General features: G+C 62.8%; 12 protein-coding genes and 1 tRNA gene. 7 read left to right on the top strand and 6 right to left on the bottom strand.

Annotation, left to right across the window (positions count from 1 at the left end; genetic code table 11):
- Positions 1–38: 38 nt before the first annotated feature.
- Positions 39–1,031, bottom strand: a complete 993-nt coding sequence (locus BcFMB_RS01730; protein ID WP_099720876.1) for a glycosyltransferase — start codon at positions 1,029–1,031, stop codon at positions 39–41.
- 256 nt (positions 1,032–1,287) lie between these two features.
- On the opposite strand from BcFMB_RS01730, the gene BcFMB_RS01735 reads away from it, so the two are divergent.
- Both BcFMB_RS01735 and BcFMB_RS01740 read left to right on the top strand, forming a co-directional pair.
- Positions 1,288–3,867: an LTA synthase family protein gene (locus BcFMB_RS01735; protein WP_099720877.1), complete on the top strand. Its 2,580-nt coding sequence runs from the start codon at positions 1,288–1,290 to the stop codon at positions 3,865–3,867.
- Between the two features lie 69 nt (positions 3,868–3,936).
- Positions 3,937–5,967 carry a glycosyltransferase gene (locus BcFMB_RS01740; protein WP_232513841.1) on the top strand — a complete coding sequence of 677 codons (2,031 nt, stop codon included), beginning with the start codon at positions 3,937–3,939 and terminating at the stop codon, positions 5,965–5,967.
- A gap of 91 nt (positions 5,968–6,058) precedes the next feature.
- Here BcFMB_RS01740 and BcFMB_RS01745 read toward each other — a convergent pair whose 3' ends face one another.
- The 3 genes from BcFMB_RS01745 to BcFMB_RS01755 all read right to left on the bottom strand — a co-directional run bounded on the left by BcFMB_RS01745 (position 6,059) and on the right by BcFMB_RS01755 (position 9,543).
- The gene (locus BcFMB_RS01745) at positions 6,059–7,651 is read right to left on the bottom strand and encodes a glycoside hydrolase family 25 protein (protein ID WP_198405430.1); all 1,593 of its coding nucleotides are present in this window, start codon (positions 7,649–7,651) and stop codon (positions 6,059–6,061) included.
- Positions 7,652–7,810: 159 nt separating this feature from the next.
- Entirely contained in the window at positions 7,811–8,950 is a 1,140-nt protein-coding gene (locus BcFMB_RS01750; RefSeq protein ID WP_099720879.1) for an S-layer homology domain-containing protein, read from the bottom strand.
- 122 nt (positions 8,951–9,072) lie between these two features.
- Complete coding sequence (locus BcFMB_RS01755; RefSeq protein WP_157775021.1) at positions 9,073–9,543, bottom strand: hypothetical protein; 471 nt, start codon at positions 9,541–9,543, stop codon at positions 9,073–9,075.
- A gap of 522 nt (positions 9,544–10,065) precedes the next feature.
- Between BcFMB_RS01755 and BcFMB_RS01760 the strand changes: the two genes are divergently transcribed.
- Positions 10,066–10,150: transfer RNA gene (locus tag BcFMB_RS01760), tRNA-Ser, on the top strand.
- A 474-nt stretch (positions 10,151–10,624) separates the two neighbouring features.
- Here BcFMB_RS01760 and BcFMB_RS01765 read toward each other — a convergent pair.
- Positions 10,625–12,544 (bottom strand): glycosyltransferase family protein, encoded by a 1,920-nt coding sequence (locus BcFMB_RS01765; protein ID WP_099720881.1) that lies wholly within the window; start codon positions 12,542–12,544, stop codon positions 10,625–10,627.
- Between the two features lie 197 nt (positions 12,545–12,741).
- Here BcFMB_RS01765 and BcFMB_RS01770 point away from each other — a divergent pair, with 197 nt between their 5' ends.
- From BcFMB_RS01770 to BcFMB_RS01780, 3 genes are all read left to right on the top strand, one after another.
- A complete protein-coding gene (locus tag BcFMB_RS01770; RefSeq protein ID WP_335617952.1) occupies positions 12,742–13,578 on the top strand; it encodes an ABC transporter permease in 837 nt (278 codons plus the stop codon).
- 72 nt (positions 13,579–13,650) lie between these two features.
- On the top strand, positions 13,651–14,982 hold the full coding sequence (locus tag BcFMB_RS01775) for an ABC transporter ATP-binding protein (protein WP_099721686.1): 1,332 nt from the start codon (positions 13,651–13,653) through the stop codon (positions 14,980–14,982).
- Between the two features lie 27 nt (positions 14,983–15,009).
- Positions 15,010–16,317 carry a polysaccharide pyruvyl transferase family protein gene (locus BcFMB_RS01780; protein ID WP_099720882.1) on the top strand — a complete coding sequence of 436 codons (1,308 nt, stop codon included), beginning with the start codon at positions 15,010–15,012 and terminating at the stop codon, positions 16,315–16,317.
- A gap of 422 nt (positions 16,318–16,739) precedes the next feature.
- On the opposite strand, the gene BcFMB_RS01785 is transcribed toward BcFMB_RS01780, so the two are convergent.
- Positions 16,740–18,497, bottom strand: coding sequence for an S-layer homology domain-containing protein (locus BcFMB_RS01785; protein WP_099720883.1), 1,758 nt, complete (start codon positions 18,495–18,497; stop codon positions 16,740–16,742).
- Positions 18,498–18,755: 258 nt separating this feature from the next.
- On the opposite strand from BcFMB_RS01785, the gene BcFMB_RS09690 reads away from it, so the two are divergent.
- Positions 18,756–20,756, top strand: a complete 2,001-nt coding sequence (locus BcFMB_RS09690) for an InlB B-repeat-containing protein (RefSeq protein WP_232513842.1) — start codon at positions 18,756–18,758, stop codon at positions 20,754–20,756.
- Positions 20,757–21,004: the final 248 nt, after the last annotated feature.

Below are 21,004 nucleotides of genomic sequence, written 5' to 3' on the forward strand. Positions count from 1 at the left end.
CGCTCGCGACGTCGTGAGCGCAATCGCGAAGTCGTCGTTCAGTCCTCGATCCAGCCGATGTAGGTCGCAATCGGCGGATAGGCGCCGGCGAAGATCGCGAGATTCGATTCGGGGCGCGTCGCCCAGCCGTCACGCCATCCGTCACGCAGGCACTGCGTGATCTGCGCACGGTCGCCGGCGCGCAGCCAGGTGAAGGCCCAGCGGCGCGCCGTCTTCAGCAGCAGCGTAAGCCTGCCGGCGGGCGTGAAGTCGCCGCCGCAGAATCGGAACATCCAGATCTTGTTGCGCACCTCGTTGTAGAAACGCGCGCCGGGGTCGGCGTCGGACGAACCGAATTTCTTCGTCTTGTGGACGACCTCGCTCGTCGGCACGTAGTAGCCGACGCCGTTGCGCAGCAGCGCGCTTGTGTATTCGAAATCGTCGTTCCACAGGAAGAACGCGCTGATCGGCAGCCGGTGCAGGCCGCGCACGGCGCCGACGTTGATCAGGCAGGAGACGAAGGAGAGCGAACGCACCTGGAATGCGCCGCCGCGCATGCGTCGCGCGCCCTTCGCGAGCGCGGCGCGCGGACGCGGCCGGTTCATCCGGTGTTCGCGGCCATCGACCCACACGGCCTTCGAGCCGAGAACGGTCGGCACGCATCCGTTCGTCTCGATGCACAGGTCGGAGGCGTCGAGCAGCGCGGCGAGCGCGTTCGGCGTCGGCACCGTGTCGTCGTCCATCAGCCACAGGTATTCGACGACGCCGGGCGTCGGTCTGTAGTCGTGGCGCCCTTTGCCGGCCGCGACGGCGATGCCCGCGCAGAAACCGCCGGCGCCGCCGACGTTGCGCGGCAGCGCGACGACCTCTGTCCTGATCGGCGAATGGTCGGCGAAGTCGCGGGCGACCTGACGCGCGCCGTCGGTGCTCGCGTTGTCGACGATGATGATGCGGTCGGGGCGGCGCGTCTGTCCGAGGATGCCGTCGAGGCATTCCCCGAGCAGCTGCACGCGGTTGTGGGAGACGACGATCGCGGTCACTGAATATTGCATAGCCGCCATTATATGGGCGCATCGATATACCGCCGGGCCGCCCGCATGTGCGGCGGCCGGCGCATGCGGGTCGGCGGAATATGGCCGGAGTAATCAGGCGGCGACGTTACAATGGCCTGTCATGAATCGGGAACGCGGCGCCCGTGCGACGCCGTACGATCCGCCGCGCCGTATGTCCCGGATGCCGTTCCCCGTTACCGTTGTGCCGCATGCAGTGTCCTCGCTGTTGCGATCTTGTTCAGAAAGGCCCAGCACGATGCGCGATTCCGAACAGCCGAAATCGACGAGCCGTCGTATTGACGACGACGATCGCGACGCCGACACCGGCGGCGACGTCAAGGATGCCGCCGCAAGCGATGCCGTCGACGTCGAGATCATCGATCTGGACGCCGAAGACGCCGCCGACGATGAAGCGAACGCCGCAGACGACGATGTCGAAGAGGTGACGATCGTCGACGCCGAAACGCCGGACGACGACGCGAACGATGAGGCCTCGGAGGCGAACGCCGACGACGACGCGGACGAACAGTCCGAGCAAGCCGACGCGGCCGCAAAGCACGACGATTCCAAGGACGTCGTCGCGGACGCCGATGCCAAGGGTGACACGTCCGCGAAGGACGCCGAAGACTCCGCACACGACGGCTCCGACAGGTCCGACAAGTCCGATGAATCCGCCGATGCCGCCTCCACCGACGATGGATCCGCACGAGGCGGCTTCCATCCGATCAGGACGGTCAAGCGGCAGTGGAAGCGCTTCACCGACACGAAGTTCTATCAGGTCTGGAACAAGCGTCCGAAGTTCTCGTACGGCGCGTATCTGTGCGTCATGTTCTCGCTTGTGCTCGTCGCCGACATGATGCTGCTGTGGAGCATCGACACGAAGCACATGTACGATCCGCAGCTCGAGCATTCGTTCTTCCGCCAGATCCTCGACAGCTCGTACCACAGCCTGTCGTCGACGGCCGGCATCCTCAACTTCTTCGCGCTCGCGATGGCCTATCTCGTATGCGTGACCGTCATCAACCGCTTCTGGGTCGGCACCGCCGTCTTCGGCGCGCTCGCCGGCGTCTACGCCTTCGCCTGCAAGATCAAGTACGCGATGCGCACCGAGCCAATCCTGCCTTCCGACCTGGGTTTCCTCGGCGGCGGTGGCGGTGGCGACAACGTCGCGTCCTTCGTCACCGACGAGTATCGTCCAATCATCGACCATGGCGTGCCGCTGATCGTCTGGTTCGTCGTCGTCTGCATCGTGCTGCAGTTCCTCGACCGCCGGCGCGCGTTCATCCACTGTTCATGGCTTCATCCGATCAGGAACATGAAGAACGTCTTCGGCAACATCTGCCGCGTCGCCGCGCCGGTGTTGAGCATCTGGCTGATCGTCAGCTACGCCGGCGGACTGTCGTCGGCGCATTCGTCGATTCGTGAGTTCGTCAATGAGATCGGCTACTCGCCGATCATCTGGAACGTCGGCGACGACGCGCGCGCGAACGGCGCCGCGACGACCTTCCTGTCGCTCACGCGCGTCAAGGCGATGGAGGAGGAACCCGGCTACGACGAGGCGATGATGAGGACGATCAACGACCGCTATGCGAAGCAGGCGAAGGCGATCAACGCCGAACGCGACGCGACGTTGACCGACACGACCGTCATCAACGTGCTCTCGGAGACCTTCTCCGACCCGAACCGCGTCCCCGGCGTCCATTTCAACGTCGACCCGATGCCGAACGTGCGTGCGCTCGGCGACACGACGACGAGCGGCCTGATGCTGTCGCCCGGCTACGGCGGCGGCACCGCGAACATCGAGTTCCAGCAGATGACCGGCCTGTCGATGGCCAACTTCAACGGGTCGCTGCTCTCGCCGTACCAGCAGCTGCTGCCGACGCGTCCGGAGGTGTTCTCCTTCAACCAGATGTGGAACGACGCCTGCGGCTCCGACTCCTGCTCGGTCGCCTTCCACCCGTTCCTGCAACGCTTCTATCTGCGCAACGCGAACTACAGGAAGTTCGGCTTCTCGCATCTGTACACGCTCGACAGCAACCCGAAGATCAAATACGCCGGCACCTACGAGGGCAAGAGCGGCAAGTCGGGCAACGTCACCGACGAGCAGGCGTACCGCAACGTCGTCGACGAAGTGAAGAAGAACGCGTCCGCGGACAAGCCAGCGCAGTTCATCGAACTCGTCACGATGCAGAACCATGCGCCGTATCCGGGCATCTACGGCGACGAGAACGAGTTCTTCGCCGCGAACGAATCGGAGGTGCCGGACGGCGAGAAGGGCGTCATCGCCAACTACGCGAAGGGCCTGCAGCGCACCGACGAGGCGACGCGGCAGTTCCTCGACGAGCTCGACATGATCGATAAGCCGATCACCGTCGTCTTCTACGGCGACCATCTGCCCGGCATCTACACGACGGCCGTCGACGACCCGAAGAACAGCCTCGCCCTGCACGAGACGGACTACTTCATCTGGTCGAACAAGGCGTCGGCGGCGCGCGACGTGCAACTGCCGGCGGCGGACGCGGCGTATTCGTCGTCGAACTATTTCATGGCGCAGACGGCGCAGCAGCTCAACGCGCGCGTCTCGCCATATCTCGCGCTGCTCACCGAGCTGCACAAGGAGATACCTGCATTGTCGCGCGCCGTGACGAACGGCGGCACATGGTCGGCCGACGCGTCGATCACCTATCTCGACGCCGAAGGCAAGGAGATGGATCCGAAGCACTTCTCGAAGAAGGCGAAGCAGCTGCTCAACGACTACCGCGTCGTGCAGTACGACATGATGATGGGCAGGAACTATCTGCGCGGCATGGGATTCATGGATCTGCCGAAGCGATGAGCATGCCGGCGGCGCACGGCGAAGTCCGCGCGCCGCCGACGGCCGCCTCCCCTACTACTATGGGCGGGTATGGCAGTGACACTTTCACCACAGCACGACGACCGGCACGACGAACGCGATTGGGAGACCGTCGACCGCGTCGTGTTCCCGACGACCGACGCGGACATGACGATGCCGCTGTACGCGATCGCGTGGACGCGGCCGGCGCTCAGCGACGACGTCGTCAACGCGTTCGCCGATTTCTATTCGCTCGACTTCGACGCGATGAACGAGGCGGAGCTGCGACGGCTGCTCAACGCGAACCGGCGCACGCCCGCCGACACATCGTCGCAGGTGTTCTCGGTCGACGGCCGCACCGCCGTCACCGTCCATAAGGGCCATCATGCGTCGTTCTGCACGTATTTCAACGCGTTCCCGGCGAGCTACTGGCGCCGTTGGACGAAGGTGGACACGGTCCGCTTCACCGCCGAAGTGCGCGGTGCCGGCATGCTGCAGCTGATGCGCTCCACCGGCCGCGGCCTGATCCACCCGGTACGCGAGATCCCAGTCGAGGCACCGGACAAGGCGACGACGGTCAGCGTCGACATCGCGATGGACGGCCTGCTCGACGGCGGCTTCTTCTGGTTCGACGCGAAGGCGGACATCGACGCCGACCTGCACGTCGCCGACGCGCAGTGGGCGGTGCCGAAGTCGGCTCGCCGCGAAGCCGGGACGCGACCGTTCTCGATCGCGATCGCGACGTTCAACCGCGCCCCCTACTGCCTGCGCCAGCTGCGCGCGATCGCCGCCGACGGCAACGTGCGCGCGCGTCTCGACACGATCTACTGCACCGACCAGGGCACCGACCATGTCTGCGACCAGCCGGGATTCGCCGACGTGAGCGCCGCGCTCGGCGACCAGCTCACCTATATCCGGCAGGCGAACCTCGGCGGCTCCGGCGGCTTCTCGCGCGGCATGTTCGAAACGCTCAAGGCCGGACGCGCCGCCTACACGATGCTGCTCGACGACGACGCGATCAGCGAGCCGGAATCGGTCATCCGCGCCGTGCAGTTCGCCGACTACTGCTCGACGCCGACGATCGTCGGCGGAGGCATGCTGCATCTCGACAACCGCACCGTCATGTATGCGCAGGGCGAGCGTTTCGACAAGAACGAAGTGCGCATGTTCCCGTGCGTCGGCGCCGAATACAACCATGACTACGCGCAGTTCCCGCTGCGCGACTGCCCGAAGCTGCACCGCCGTTTCGACGCCGATTTCAACGGCTGGTGGCTGTGTCTGGTCCCGACCGCAGTCATGGAGGAGATCGGCCTGTCGATGCCGGCCTTCATCAAATTCGACGACATCGAATACGGCCTGCGCGCCAAGGAGCACGGCTACGCCACGGTGAGCCTGCCGGGAGTCGCGGTATGGCATCAGGCCTGGCATGACAAGGATCCTGGACGTTCCTGGGAAGAGTATTTCAACAACCGCAACCGCTGGGTCTGCGCGCTGCTGCACATCGACCGTCCGACGTGGCAGATGATGTACCAGATGGCCTACGGCGACGCGAACCTGGGGCTGCGGCTCGTCTACTCCGGCGTCAAACTGCGGCATCTGGCGATGCGCGACGTCATGCGCGGACCGCAGTACATGATCGATGCGCTGCCGACGGCGTTGGCCACGGCACGCGAGGCGCGCCGCGGCTTCAGTGACACCGATACGCGCGCGAACCTCACCGACTTCCCCGAAGCGGCCGTCGAATACGAGCCGCACGGCAAGCCGAAAAGCAAGCGGCAGGTGCAGCAGGAATGCTTCCGCGCCGTCTTCGAATCGCTGACGACGAGGCGCAACGGCACGGCGGACAAGCGTCCGCAGCGCGCGATCACGGCGAAGGACGCCACATGGCGCGCGTTCCGCGGCGCGTCGTCGGTGCTCGTGACGTCGGCGGACGGCAACTCGGCCGCCTGGTGCCGCCGCGACAACGCATTGTTCCGCAAGCAGTTCAAACGCGGCCTGTTCCTGTCCAAGGAGTTCTTCAAGCGTTGGGACCAGCTGGCCGCCGACTACAAGGCCGCCGATCTCGGCAGCGTCGCGATGTGGGAGCGGATCTTCCGCGGCTGAGTGCGCGGATGTACGCACAGACGAACGCGGACGGCGACGGGGATCACTACCCCGTCGCCGTCCGCGTTCTTTGTCGTCGTCGTTCACCGGCTCAGGCGAGACGGTTGTCCAGACGGTGCAGGAACGCGGCCATGTCCTGACGGTAGACGGTCGTCATGCCTTCGAAGCGCCATGAGCCGTTCGCGTTGCGGTAGCCGTCGGTGATGCGCGCGCCGCCGAGCCATTGGATCTCCGCGGCATGTGGCGTGTCCGCATGCACATCGGTGAAATCGGTGCGCGGCGTCACGCCGCCCGACTTGCCGGCCAGATCGGCGAGCCGCTTGAGGAACGCGGCCATATCCTGACGGTAGACGGTCGTCATGCCTCCGTAGCGTTGCGTGCCGTCGGCGTTGGCGTAGCCGTCGGCGATGCCGGCGTGCGCGAGCCACAGGATGTCCTCGGCATGCGGCGTCTGGCTGTTCACATCGGTGAAGGTCTTCCAGTCGTCGGTGCCCGGCTTCCACGTCTTGGCGTCGCCGATGTTGCGGTTCGCGGCCACACGGCGCAGGAACGCGGCCATGTCCTGGCGCACGACTGCGCTCATGCCACGGAAGGTGCCGTCGGGGAAACCGGTCGTCACGCCGTATTGCGACAGCCATACGACATCGTCATAATGCGGGGTGCGGAACGTCACGTCACGGTACAGCGACCGATCGAAGACGCTCATGTCCACGACGCCGCCGATGCCGGACACCGAGGCCTTGGACGTGTACTGCCATCCACGCGTGCCGTTGTAGTTGGGGAACTCGTAGTCGAGTTCCGTGTTGTACTGGGCGATCCACTTCGTGCGCGCCTGCAGCCATGTGGTGTTGAGCCGCGTGTTCATGTTGTTGAGATAGCTGTAGATGTACACGTCCCGGTAACCGGCCGTGGACAGTTCACCGAAGTAAGTGCGCGCGATGCGCTCGTATTGCGAGGCCGCCGTCGGCATCTTATGGCCGCCCCAATCATCCTGCTCTAGGTCGTAGAAGATCGGGAACGCGTTGTCGGTGACCCCGTACTTGCGCAGCAGTTCCACCGTCCATCTGCCTTCCTCAAGGGCGAAGTCGGTGTCGTAGGCGTAGCTGTAGTGGTAGATGCCGAAGGGGATCTTCAGTGCGCGCACCTGCGCGAGATACTGGGCGAACCGGGCGTCCTCATAGCCGTAGCCGTAGCCGATGCGCAGGATGACGCCGTCGATGCCCGAGTTCTTTACCTTGTTCCAATCGATGCTCCCCTGATGCTCGGAGACGTCGATCACCTTGAGTACCGGGTTCATCACCGTGCCGTCCGACTGGCGGAAGGTCTTATAGGCGTTGTTCGGACCGGTCGTCCCCCAGCCCCACTGCGCCTGCGGCGCGGCACGGCGCAGTCGCGAACCGGACTGCGGCGCCGTGCCGTCCCCCGCACCCGGGTCCTGCGAGGTATCGGCGTTGTTCCACATATGTTCCGGATTCGGCGGCACGTCCTCGTCGGGCACCTCCATCTGCGGCGTGGCGGCCGCGCCTGCGCCGGTGTCCGTCGGCATCGTCCGCACGGTGTCAGCGGCGGCCGGATCGTCGGCGTAGGCGGCCGAGACACCGGCAGATGTCCCGGTCAATGTCAATGCGCCCGCGAGGATGCACGCGGCGAACGAGGCCGCTCTGCGATGGGAGTGTTGTGCCATGGATGAGGTCCCCATTCCTGATGTTCGATAGGTCGGTCGGCTATGGCCGTAGTTATCCACATCCTACGGAGAAATGTGGATAACTACGACAACAATTTTGAGGCCTCCGCCTAAAGGTGGAGGCCTCGTCCCAAAAGGGTTGATCACCAACCCTCGTTATCAAATTCTGCAGTTAGAGAATTCGGTACGGTTTTCGATAACTGCATCGTGATGGACGGTTTTGTATGTCGCCTCGTGATGCACGGTTTGTTCCGGAGTGATGACCACGGTTTCATCCCATGCGGGAGTGACGACGACTGTTTTGGTGCCGACTTGGACCTGAATGGTGTCATCGTATGCAGTCCATGTGCCATGTGCCATACCAAGTGCAAATTGTTCTTTGGCTGACATGGACATAAATGTAGAATACGGAAGTTTATATCCATCAGTAAAGACAACACAAGGTACAGTTTGCATCTCGTACACAGGTTCTTCACGAGTTACTGCATCATGATGCACAACCTTGGTCACCGCCGGAATTACTTCATCCCATGCAGGTGTATCCACAACCTGTTCGTCCCATGCTTCCTGCACGACGACGGGTGTAACCTTCGCCTCACAGTTAATGTGATTGTCCAGCCGATGGATGAACGCTGCCATATCCTGACGATACACCGGCGTCATACCGCCGAAACGCCATGATCCGTCCGCGTTCTTATAGCCTTGGCTGATTCCCGAACCGCCAAGCCACTGCACCTCGGACACATGCGGGGTACGCGAGGACACGTCCGTGAAATCCGTCTTCGGCGTCACATAGGACAGGTCCTTGCCGCTTTTATCGGCAAGCCGCTTGAGAAAAGCAGCCATATCCTGCCTATAGACCGGCGTCATACCACGGAACGTGCCATCCGCGTACCCGGTCGTGATACCTGTGGATGCAAGCCACAGAATGTCCTCGGCATGCGGCGTGCTGCGGTTGACATCCTTGAACCGACGCCAATCCGTCTGCGACGGCGTATACGCCTTCGCGTTCGCAATATCGAACCGCTTCGCCTCACGCCGCAGGAACGCGGCCATGTCCTGACGCACAACCGTGCTCATGCCACGGAACACGCTCGTGCCATCACCCAACGGCCAACCGGTGCTGATGCCCGCATCCGCAAGCCAGCGGATGTCATCAAGATGCGGCGTCGTCAGATCCACATCACGGAACGGCGACTGCACCGCCGCCATCGCCGGCGACGGCACAAACAACCCCAACGACAACCCGATGGCGGACAACACCGCGATGCCACGACCGGACTTCCTTATCCTGCTCATCGGTGTTCCCTCTCTTTCTATTTGCTATATTGCGTTATTGATAATGGTCGGTGTTGTTGGAGCGCCGTCCGGCGCTCCAACAACACCATGCAGAGCCAAGCACGGCAGACGCCACGCGCCGGTCACTCACCCGCAGGCAGCTCGCGAAGTTCGCGGCCTTCCTTGATCCAATGGGTGCCCTCGGCGTCGACGAAGCTGATCGACGTGACCATCTTCATGCCTTCACCCTTGACGAGATACTCCACGCGCTCATCAGTGTGGTCGAGGTTGATGAGCGAACCCCAATGGTATTTCGGATGCGACGGGACGACGTACGTGCCGGGAGGCAGAATGCCCAGCTCAAGCTTGTAGTTCTTCGCGCCGCCTTTCAGATGCTGGCTTTCGACAACGACGTCGAACACCGGACGCTCCGCACCGTTGTAGAGGAACAGGCTCCATACCTCGTCATCGCCACGCTCAGGCAGCTTCGCGCCAAACGCCACGACGAGCGAGGCCTGTTCGCGACGGCGACGAACCATGTCGAGCCGCTGCTCCTCTTTTTCACGTTCGTTCTGATCCTGCTGCACCTGCAGCGCAGATCGCTTACCTTCCATGAAATGACCGCGGCGATAACCGCCAGGAGTCCTCCAATCGCACTCACCCAATCGGCCCACGTCCCCATTTCCACGGGATATGTCTCCTCATCTCATTGTTCCTCTATTAGTGACCCACCACTCCAAAGCCATCGTGCAAACTCCCCCAATGGTTTCAGGCAGTAAAAAAGCGTACCCCCCCCCCCCCGCGAGGATTGTCAAATCAGAACAATACATATTCAAACATCAATACAATATTACCTGATATGTGATCGACTCAGGTAAGTTCCCATCCTCGTGATCCATCAAATCGCCGCCACATATCCACGGCGTCATCGTGTACGCAAATTCCTATCATGCATGATGGCACATTCAGTACACCGGTTCATCCTGGGACGTGATCTTGCGGCGAAATCGAGCGACCAATCGCGGCACCGCTCACAATCCCCGGCCACACGACACACCGGACTTGCATACATGAGCCAAGATGATATATCCTAGGCAAGTTGCATGTCATACCGCTTTAGTATGGCATCGAACGATGGAGGATTCGCCTAGTGGCCTATGGCGCACGCTTGGAAAGCGTGTTGGTGTAACAGCCTCGCGAGTTCGAATCTCGCATCCTCCGCTCGCAAGCAAGGCGAGAACCTGATCACAGGTTCCCGCCTTCGGCGTTGTCGAGCACCCGAGTATAGCCACTCAGGGCCTGAGGCACGATTCCAGACACACTTTTTGGCCTATAACCCTTTTGACCTATATTGCCCCATCTTGCCCCCCCGCACTGCGGTATGAACCGCACCCCTCACCGTACCGGAGTGCATAAAATACCACAGTGCGGTACGCCCTTCTGTCTCCCGGCACCACCCCACGCCGCGCGCGCCCACCCTTTTCGCGCTGCGGTACGCTACGGAGCCCCTCACCGTACCGGAGTGCGGAATTTCACGCACTCCGGTACGGTGAGGGGCTCCGTAGCGTACCGCAGCGCGAAAGGGCCTGAGCCAGATGGGGAGCTCTCCACCCACGGATCGGCGCTCCGCTCACGAGTACAGGGATTCCGCCGGCAGATGTGGTCATCCTCCTGTGAGCGCTGCGCCCCGGAGACTCAGTCCATCTGCAGATAGGCCTTCCAGAACTCGACCGATTCCATCCGCGGGGCCGCCGCCAGATACTCACGCGACAGGCGGTCGGCGTGCTTCTTGTAGTAGGCCAGATCGCGCTTGTAGCGCTTCTGCACCTCCTGGTAGCGCTTGACGTCCTTGACGCGGATGACGCCCTTGCGCGTCGCCCAGTCGATCGCGACGATAATGTTCTCGTTGTGGATCATGCCGGCCGGATACAGCCATCCGGCGCTCGGAATGACCGTGTATTCGACATGGTCGGCCGCCGCGTCGCCTTCGAGTTTCCTGGCGGCGAGCGTCCCGGCCCCGAAACGCTGGCCGTTGTGCGTCAGGAAATCGAAGGCGCGCTGCTTGAGCGTGCGCGGCTCGTCGAAGTCGATGACCTGACGGGTGAGCATGTCCGGATCGAAATCGTCGATGCCGAGCTGGCGCGCCTGCGCGCGCAGCTCGTCGAAGGACACAAGCTGCTCCTTCTCGCGGTTCGCGCGCATGAAGCATTCCTGCGCGACCGGCTGCATGATGAACTTCGGCCCCTTGAGGAAGTCCTCGAAGCCCTGCAGCGCGAGCTCGGCGTCGGTGTAGTTGAACTTGCGGCACTCGAGATCGACCATATGGTGCAGGCTGTGCAGCATCGTCTTCGTATCGGGCACGAGGCCGGTCGTCATCTGCCCGATCATCTGGTTGCGGATCGTCTGGTAGCGTTCGACGCCGGCGTTGTAGCGGATGTCGAACTTCGCATGCCACACGCAGATGCCGTTCATCGTCATGAACTTCGGATTGCAGCGGATGCCGTACTCGACGTCGTCGAAGCGCACGAAGACCGGCAGCGGCAGGCCGTTGCGCTCGATGACGGCCGTCGGGATCACGCAGTACCACCACGCGGCGTAGCGGTGCGCGTCCGCGGGCACGCTCAGCTGCTCGTCGTAGCACTCGTTGTACACGACGTCGACGAACTTCGTCACCTGCAGCGGCGGCTTCGCCGGCACGCACGAGCCGTCGTACGTCGAGATGAAGCCGGTGTCCTCCTTCTGGTCCTGCGTGTCCTCGATGTTGAGCATCGCGCCGGAGACGAAGGCCTCGGCGTATTCGTCATTGACGATGCGCAGCAGGTTGTAGGTGCGCAGGATGCTTTCCGGCGAGACTTCGACGTCGTCGTCCATCAGCAGCACATGCGTCGCCGGCGTCGACTGCTCGAGCGACTCGATCATGCCGCGCGCGAAGCCGCCGGCGCCGCCGACGTTCTCGTTCGGCGTGACCGTCACATGTTCGTCGCTCAGCGCCGCCGCGTCGAGCGTGCTGCCGTTGTCGATGACATGCATCGTCAGATGCTTGGCGATATCATGGTCGGAGCCGAGCAGCTCGGTCTTCACGAGCTCGATGTTGCGTTCGATGAACTTCTCCTTGCGGAACGTCGTCGTCGCGATCGCCAGTTCGACGTCGCGCGGATCGCCGTCGAACTCGACCTCGTACCAGCCGTTGCGGATCGTCGTCTTCGCCTGCGTCGCGATCTGGAATCCGGCGATGACGGTCGTCGGGTCGACAGTGATGTCGAGCGTCACCTCATGCCACTTGTTGTCGCCGGGCACGTTGGCCGTGACCGATTCGACGAGCTGCGGCTGCATCGACAGACGCTCGGCGCGCGTCTGCGTCACCGTGGCCGGCTTCGCGCTCCTGACGTCGATGTGCAGGCGGAACGCCGTCGCTCGCGTGTACTTGAGCAGCTTGAGCACGGACAGCGCGTTGAAGTACGTCGTGAAATCGACGGTGCCGGCGCCCGCGATCGTCCAGTCGCCGGTGCGCGGATCCGGCGTCAGCAGCTGGTCGGTGTGGTAATACATCGTGGGATAGCTCAGCGCACGCGGCTTCGTCTCCAGCAACACGTTCGCGAATCGAATCGATGACATGGGTCCTCACTTGCTAGTCGTCACTTGGTCGTTTGCAGCCTTCAATCACGCTTCAGCATAGTCCGTGCAGCGAAAAAGGCGCCGATCCGCCGAGGGTGGACCGCCGCTGCCGAGGCGGCCTCCTATGATGGTCGCATACGCTGGCGCCGTGGCACGGCTACAATGAAGCGACTGGACCCGAAACGAAGAAGGTGCGAGTGAATACGTTGAAGCAACGGTTGAAGGACCGCTACGGATACGCCATGACCGTGTTGCGCGGCCTGGTGAAGACCGATTTCAAGATGCGCTACCAGGGATCGTTCCTCGGCGTGGCGTGGTCGGTGCTCAAGCCGCTGATGCTGTTCGCCGTCATGTACGTCGTGTTCGCGAAGTTCATGCGCATGACCGACGGCACGCCGACCTTCCCGGTCGTGCTGCTGCTCGGCATCAGCTCATGGCAGTTCGTCACCGAGACGGTGGGCATCGGCCTGCGCTCGATCGTCGACCGCGGCGACCTGCTGCGCAAAGTGCACTTCCCGAACTACATCGTCGTCGTCTCCGCATCGATCGGCTCATTGATCTCGCTCGCCATCAACTACGTCGTCGTGCTCATCTTCGCGATCTTCATGCGCGTCGAATTCACGTGGCGCGTGCTGTGGCTGCCGCTCAACGTGCTCGAACTGTACATCATCGCGCTCGCGCTCGCGCTGATGCTGTCGACCTTCTACGTGTTCTACCGCGACGTGCTGCACATCTGGGAGGTGCTGCAGCAGATCATCTTCTACGCGATGCCTATCATCTACCCGTTGAGCTTCATCACGAAGAACCATCCCGAATACAGCACGATCGCCAATCTCGAGCTGATGAACCCGATCGCGCAGACGATCCAGGACATCCGCCACAACTTCATCGCGCCGGCGACGCAGCCGACGGTCTGGAACACCTTCGGCTCATGGTGGGTGAAGCTGATCCCGGTCGCGGTCACCGCGCTGCTGCTGTGGTTCGGCGTGTGGGTCTTCCGCAAGAACAGCCGTCGATTCGCGGAGGTGATGTAATTGACGCAGGCAATCGAACAGCACGACGCCGCGGCCGACGAAGCCGCGCAGGTCGTCACGATCGACAACTACATGGAGCAGCCGGTCGTGCTCGACGTGAACCACGTCGAGAAATGGTTCAAACTGCCGACCGAGCAGGCCACCGGCCTCAAGCAGGCGTTCATCAACTGGACGAAAGGCATCAAGGGCTACAAGAAGCAGCAGGTGCTCAAGGACGTGACGTTCCAGGTGCACCGCGGCGAGTTCTTCGGCATCGTCGGCCGCAACGGCGGCGGCAAGTCGACGCTGCTCAAGATCATCTCGCAGATCTACTATCCGAACAGCGGCTCGGTGCATGTGGAAGGCAAGCTCGTGCCGTTCATCGAACTCGGCGTCGGCTTCAACCCGGAGCTCACCGGCCGCGAAAACGTCTATCTCAACGGCGCGCTGCTCGGCTTCACTCCCGAGGAGGTCGACGCGATGTACGACGACATCGTCGAATTCGCCGAGCTCGAGGACTTCATGGACCAGAAGCTCAAGAACTATTCGAGCGGCATGCAGGTGCGTCTCGCGTTCTCGGTGGCGATCAAGGCGCAGGGCGACATCCTCGTGCTCGACGAGGTGCTCGCGGTGGGCGACGAGGCGTTCCAACGCAAATGCGACGACTACTTCACGAAGGTGCGGCAGGACCCGACGAAGACCGTCATCCTCGTCACGCATGACATGAGCGCCGTCAAACGCTACTGCACGCGCGCGATGTTCATCCAGGACGGCGAGGTCGCCGCGATCGGCGATCGCGAGACGGTGTCGGAAAGCTACACGCTCGCGAATCTCGAGGCCGCGCAGGAGGAGAACGAACGCAAGCAGCAGGAGGCGCGCGCGCACGGCCGTGAGGAGTATCCGAACGGCCTCAACGAACGCTGCCCGCTGCTGCGCACCTACGGCGTCTCGCCGCTGATGCTGACGAGCGACGACGTCTTCCGCTTCGCCGTCGAATACGATTTCGACGAGACCGACGACTTCTATCTGGCGATCGCATTGCACGACATCCGCCGCGGCGGCATCACCTTCGACACCGGCGCACGCAATCCGCGGATGCATCTGACGAAGCCCGGCCACCACACCGTGTACTTCGAGATGCCGCTCGACCTGTTCAACAACGGCGAGTTCCGGCTGATCACGTCGCTGCGCACGCCGATCCCCGGCGACGACGCGATGACCGACGCCGTCGCCGTCGCGTTGGACGACAACGCGTGCACCTTCGTGATCCGCGACCCACGCAACACGAACTACGCGCTGATCAACAACCGTGCGCTGTCGATCACGCCGATCAGCGAGCAGGAGGCCGAGGCGGGCGCCGCCGAACAGCGCGCGCATGAGCATGCGGGCGCGACGACGCCGGCGCAGAAGCACACGGCACAGTAAGTCAGATGGAATAAATAAGGAGTCGACATGAGCGGCACCGGCTTGCACCCTTGGGCGGATGCGAAACGCACGTTCTGGAACGGCGTCACGCGGATGTACAACCGGCACAACGGCATCACGCCGCCGTCGGATGCGGAACTGGCGCGGCGGTCGCGCGCACACTATCTGATCGGCGAAGCCGGCTTCCCGAACTACGGCGACGAACTCATCGCGCGCGAATGGGTGAAATATCTCGCCGAAGTCGACCCCGAGGTTCCAGTGATCTTCGACTGCCTATGCGCGGGGCCGGCTGCCGCGATCCTCTACGGGCTGCACCCGAAGCTCACCGTCGTCGACACAATCGCGCAGCTGTGCATCGTCGATCGCGAACGGCTGTTCAAAGCGCTGCCCGACGACGAACGCACGTCGACGCCGATCGAGTCGATTCCGGTCACGGCGATCGGCGACGAGATGACGCAGGCGCTCGACGACGAAGGCTACGCGGCGCGCTACGCCGCCGGCATACGGCTGCTCAACGAGCGCACGCAGGATCTGCACATCATCGGCGGCGGCTACATGCGCAGCTTCTGGAACGCGAATCTCGCACGCCTGAGCGCCGCGCAGTGGGCACAAAGGCACGGCATGCCGGCCGTCGTCAGCGGCGTCGGTCTCGAACCGCTCGATGAGCGCGACCGCGCCTATGTGGCGGCGATTGCACGCGATATCACGGCGTTCTCATGCCGTGACGTGCCGAGCCGCGACGCGATCGACCCGGAACACCGGACGACGACGCTCGCGCCCGACGACTGCTTCGTCAACGCGTTGGACGGCGTCTATCTGCCCGACGACGCGCCGCTGCCGCAGACGATGGTGTGCATGCAGCTCGATCTGGTCGACGACCCGAAGGCGCTGCTCGGGCATATGGTCGCCGTGCTCGAAGCGTGGGACGTCCCGCAGGGCGAACGCATCGGCGTCGTCGAATGCATCCCCTACGACTCGCAGGACGCGATGCATATGCTCGCTTCGCATGGGTGGGAGCCGTGGCTGTATCCGCTGCAGGATCTGCTCGAACGCGGATTCCCGGCGCAGCCCGGGCAGCGCTGGCTGTCGACGCGCTACCATCCGCATCTGCTCGCCGCGGCGCGCGGATGCTCGGGGTCGTTCATCTCGGTGCAGGAAGGCTACTACGACGTCAAGCACGCCGCCGTGCTGCGCATGGGCTCGAGGTGGACGCAGACGTACATTGGCCAGCGGGACATCCCCGCGCCGGGACCGGGTTTCACCGACCCCGACGTGCGGTTCATGTACCGCAACCAGATCCGCCGGCAGGTGGCGCCGCTGTACGAGGCGCGGTAAGCGGTCGCCGTGGAGGGCCGGCCGGGCCGGTCGGCGGAGGTGCGGGTGGGTCCGTCGACTCCGCAGATGATTCGGGACGTAACGGGCCGATTCATCGGACGGGTCGACGGTCCGTCACGCTCAACAGCCAGTTTACGTCCCGGGTCGTCGACGGCGCCGACGATCCGGGACATAGCGGGTGCGTTCCTCCGTCATGCCGACGGATCGGGACGCTCAGCGGGCCGTCCGCGTCCCGGTTCGGCGACCACGTCGACGGAACGGGACGGAAACTAGCCAGTTTGAGGGTTGGCTTGCCGACTGCGTCGACGGATCGGGACGCTTATGGGCCATATCTGGGGGCCGGACATGGTTGGGGCGTCCCCTCGCGTCGCGAACCACGCGAGGGGACGCCCCATCAATCCGTGCCCGGAATGCCGCCCACCTTACTTGGCGAGCTGGTTGTCGAGCCGGTGGAGGAAGGCGGCCATATCCTGGCGCACGACCGCGCTCATGCCACGGAACTCGCGTGCGTTGCCGACCTTCCAGCCTTCGGAGATGCCCGAACCGGCCAGCCACGCGATATCGTCGGCATGCGGCGTCTTGCCCGGATCGGCGAAACGCACGTCACGGAAATCATACTTCGGCGCCACACCGCCGTCCTTGCCGCCCAACTTGGCGAGACGGCGCAGAAAAGCGGCCATGTCCTGACGCACAACCGGACTCATGCCACGGAACGTGCTCGTACCATCCACCTCCTTCCAACCGGTCGAGATGCCGGCGTGGGCCAGCCACAGGATGTCCTCGGCGTGCGGCGTGCCGTGGTTGACGTCCCGGAACGTCGCCCAGTCGGCCGCCGACGGCTTCCACGTCTTGGCGTCGCCGATGTTGCGCTTGACCGCCTCACGGCGCAGGAACGCGGCCATATCCTGACGGTAGACGCGCGTCATGCCTTCGAAGCGCGTCGTGCCGTCGCCGTTGGCGTAGCCCTTGGTGATGCCCGAATCCGCCAGCCAGTTGATATCGGTCTCATGCGGCGCCGACGCAGACACGTCAGTGAAACGATAGACGGTGAGATCGCCGGACCAGTTGCGTCCGGCGGTGGAATCGAACACGACATGCGCAGTGCCCGGGCCGGCGGCTGTGAGCTCGTAGCCGCTCGCCGTGATCACGTTGGTGTTCTCGGAGGTCCAGGCGCCCATGATGAGCACATCGCTCGGAGCATAGTAGGCGCCCTGCGGATTCCACGAGCCCCTGCTGGCCCACAGCGTCACCGGTGTCGTCTTGCCCACGGCGAAGTGGCTCGGCAGCCCGTCGAACTGCGCGTTCCGCGCGACGTCGTCGCTCACCGGCATCGTCAGCATGTAGCTGCCCTTGAGCTTCAGCGGCGTCGTGTCGCCGTTGCCGCCGTTGATTTCGCCGGCAGCCACTCCGTTGATCATCGCGAAGCCCATGTTGCCCGAGCTCGGATCGATGATGCTCATATAGTGCCCGTAGCCGTTTGCGTCGACGTCTTCACCGCTGGTGTAGCGGATGTAATCCGATTTCTCGCCCATCCACTGGTCGAAGGCCGCGGAGAAGTTCGTATTCCACCGCCACGCGAGCACTTCGCCGTAGGAGCCCTTGCCGTCGACGGTCGCGCTCCAGATATTGGAATCGTTGCCGGTGCGCAGATGGTTCAGCGTATACGCCGATTCCAGCGCGCGCTGCACGGCGATGCGCTCCAGCGTGTTGTCCCACTTCGGGGAGAGGTAGGTCTCCTTGCTCATGTTCTTCTCACGCAACCACTGCTGCACGGTCACGTAGTTGCCGCGGTCGTTGCGGAACTTGACGCGCGAGTCGTTGTAGGCGTCCTCACGCCATTTGCGCAGGCTCTGCCGGGCCTGTGCGTACACGGCGTCCTGCTGCAGCTGCACGAGCGCGATGCCGATGACGCCTTCGCCGAGCTCCACGTTCAGATTGTAGTAGGCGGCGTCCTGACTGCGCGACCGGTTCAGTTCGTCGACCTGTTCACGCAGCGCATCCATATCCGGCTGCGTCTGCTGCGAGCGCTCATGCATCGCCGGCTGCCCGCTGATTTCGAATTGCGGCTCCCAGCCTTCGACGTCGGTCGCCTGGGCCGTGGCCGGCATCATCGTGCACAGCATCGCCGCGGCCAGTGGCGCGCTGATCCAGCGCAGCCCCTTCCTTGTTCCACCGGACATAGTTGTTCCTCTCTCTTCTTTGCATTGTTCCCATGGTTCATCCCCATCGAAGAATCACGATATCAATCGTGTAGACAATCGATATTCTTTGTCAACCGCATGTCGCGGACAAGTATGGCGTCGACGGAATATCAATATTTTGCCTTTCCCTCGCGGTCCTGTTACGATGAGCGCAAAGGAGAAGACAATGCGCCCTCCACGGAATTTCGATGTATGAAATTCCTCTTCAGACAACGACAGAAGAGAAGGGATATCGGTATGAATACCACCAAACTACCGCGCGTCGCCCGACGTGCCCTCGGCGTCGCATTGGCATCGGCGCTGATGATGATCCCCTGCACGACCGGCATCGCAGCAGAAACCAGCGTCCCCCTCGACGCCGCGCACTTCCCCGACCCGGCGTTCCGTGCATTGGTTCAGCAACAAGATTCGGATAACGATGGGGTACTCAGCTCGGACGAGCTGCACAGCATATGGAAGATCGAAGGCGGCTGCTACTACGACGACACATGCGGAAACATCACATCCGCCGCCGGCATCGAATACTTTCCCAGTTTGACCGATCTGGATCTCGGCGGCAATCAACTGACGTCCTTGGATGTCAGCCACAACCCCCAGCTTGAACGCCTCTTCGTCAGTGATAACCAGCTGAAATCCATCGATCTCAGTCACAATCCCGCACTCGCTTATTTAACGCTGTCCGACAATCAATTCACGTCCATCGACATCAGCCACAATCCCGCGCTCTACGATCTGTATGCCGACGGCAACCAGCTCACCACTGTGGATGTGAGCAATCATGCGGCACTCGCCACATTGGATCTCCACAACAATCAGCTCACCCATGTGAATCTGGAAGGCACCCCTAAGCTTGATTATCTGGACATCGACAATAACTCCGTATTGTCGGTCGATCTCAGCCAGAACGCCGCGCTCAAATCATTGAGCATGGAAGCCAATCCATTGACTTCCATCGATCTCAGCCATAACACTGTGCTCGAATCATTGAGTTTGCCAAATAATCGGCTGACTTCCATCGATCTCAGCCATAACACCGCGCTCAATTATTTGAGTCTCAGCAATAATCAACTGACATCCGTGGATCTGCGTCATAACACCAACCTCATCGATTTGTATCTCGACAACAATCGGTTGCTGTGGCTCGGCGACGTCGCGAAATCCGTTCAATTCTCGGATTTCTCCAACCAGCAGTTCGGCCCCATAACCGACGCTTCGCTGGATCTGGCGAAGGCTGCGCCCGGCATTGACGTATCGCGCATCTCGGATGTGCAGGGCGGTACGCTTCAGGGCACCGTGCTGACGCCGACAAGCACCGATGGCCTCGTCACCTATGATTATCATTTCAGCGACGCGCAGATGCCGCTGGGCGTGCGCGTACAGTTTGAGGTGCCGTCGTTCACGGTTGCGTTCGATACGAATGGGGGATCCGGCAATACGGTGATCTCGGTCGTCTCCGGAGAGACGGTCAGCGCGCCGGATGCGCCGACGCGTGAGGGCTATACCTTCGACGGCTGGTACACGGCGAAGGACGGCGGCACCAAATATGACTTCTCGAAGCCAGTCACCGGCGATCTGACGTTGTATGCGCATTGGACCGCGAAGACGACGCCTGTCAAGATCACGTTCCGTGATGTGTCGTCGTCGACGCCGCATCATGAGGACATCCAGTGGTTGGCGGACAACGGGATCTCGACCGGTTGGAAGATGGCCGACGGCAGGTACGAGTTCCGTGGCATGAGCGCGGTCGTGCGTCAGGACATGGCGGCGTTCCTGCGTCGCGAGGCGGTCAAGCGCGGCATCGGCGACGCGAAGACGTGGAAGCCGACCAACGCTGATTGGAACACGTTCAAGGACGTCAACCGTGGCACGCCGCACGCCGAGGACATCCTGTGGCTCGCCCACGCCGGCATCTCCACCGGCTGGAAGGAGAAGGACGGATCGTCCACGTTCCGTGGCATGAGCCCGGTCGTACGCCAGGACATGGCCGCGTTCCTGCGCCGCTTGGCCAAGCTGGGCAAGAAGGACGGCGGCGTGACGCCGAAGTATGACTTCCGTGACGTGAAGTTCACCGATCCGGGCAAGACGCCACATGCCGACGACATCGCATGGCTGGCCGGCTCGGGCATCTCCGAGGGCTGGAAGGTCGGCAACGCACGCGAGTTCCGTGGCATGAGCCCGGTCGTCCGCCAGGACATGGCCGCCTTCCTGCACCGCCTGGACAACCAGCTCGCCAAGTAAGGCAGCCAGAATCCATGTGGTTCCGGCCCGACGACCAGGTTGCATGACTGAGGGGCGCAGTTCAACCCGAACTGCGCCTCTCAGTCGTTTCAACCCCCATTTCCGGAACGCAACCCTCCCCGCTCCGTCGACGGCGTCGACGAGCCGACCCACAAAACAGCCTGTTTCCGGGTCGGTTCGTCGACACGGCCGACAATCCGCCCCGTGGAACAGCCGAATTCCGGGGCGAATCGTCGACTGGCCCGACG

Origin of the sequence: Bifidobacterium choerinum, assembly GCF_002761235.1 — a bacterium.
GTDB classification, from domain to species: Bacteria; Actinomycetota; Actinomycetes; order Actinomycetales; family Bifidobacteriaceae; genus Bifidobacterium; species Bifidobacterium choerinum.

Coding starts and splice junctions, on each gene's coding strand:
- BcFMB_RS01730 (WP_099720876.1), bottom strand. CDS start 1,031: ATGCAATATTCAGTGACCGCGATCGTCGTCTCCCACAACCGCGTGCAG.
- BcFMB_RS01735 (WP_099720877.1), top strand. CDS start 1,288: ATGCGCGATTCCGAACAGCCGAAATCGACGAGCCGTCGTATTGACGAC.
- BcFMB_RS01740 (WP_232513841.1), top strand. CDS start 3,937: ATGGCAGTGACACTTTCACCACAGCACGACGACCGGCACGACGAACGC.
- BcFMB_RS01745 (WP_198405430.1), bottom strand. CDS start 7,651: ATGGCACAACACTCCCATCGCAGAGCGGCCTCGTTCGCCGCGTGCATC.
- BcFMB_RS01750 (WP_099720879.1), bottom strand. CDS start 8,950: ATGAGCAGGATAAGGAAGTCCGGTCGTGGCATCGCGGTGTTGTCCGCC.
- BcFMB_RS01755 (WP_157775021.1), bottom strand. CDS start 9,543: ATGGAAGGTAAGCGATCTGCGCTGCAGGTGCAGCAGGATCAGAACGAA.
- BcFMB_RS01765 (WP_099720881.1), bottom strand. CDS start 12,544: ATGTCATCGATTCGATTCGCGAACGTGTTGCTGGAGACGAAGCCGCGT.
- BcFMB_RS01775 (WP_099721686.1), top strand. CDS start 13,651: ATGGAGCAGCCGGTCGTGCTCGACGTGAACCACGTCGAGAAATGGTTC.
- BcFMB_RS01780 (WP_099720882.1), top strand. CDS start 15,010: ATGAGCGGCACCGGCTTGCACCCTTGGGCGGATGCGAAACGCACGTTC.
- BcFMB_RS01785 (WP_099720883.1), bottom strand. CDS start 18,497: ATGTCCGGTGGAACAAGGAAGGGGCTGCGCTGGATCAGCGCGCCACTG.
- BcFMB_RS09690 (WP_232513842.1), top strand. CDS start 18,756: ATGAATACCACCAAACTACCGCGCGTCGCCCGACGTGCCCTCGGCGTC.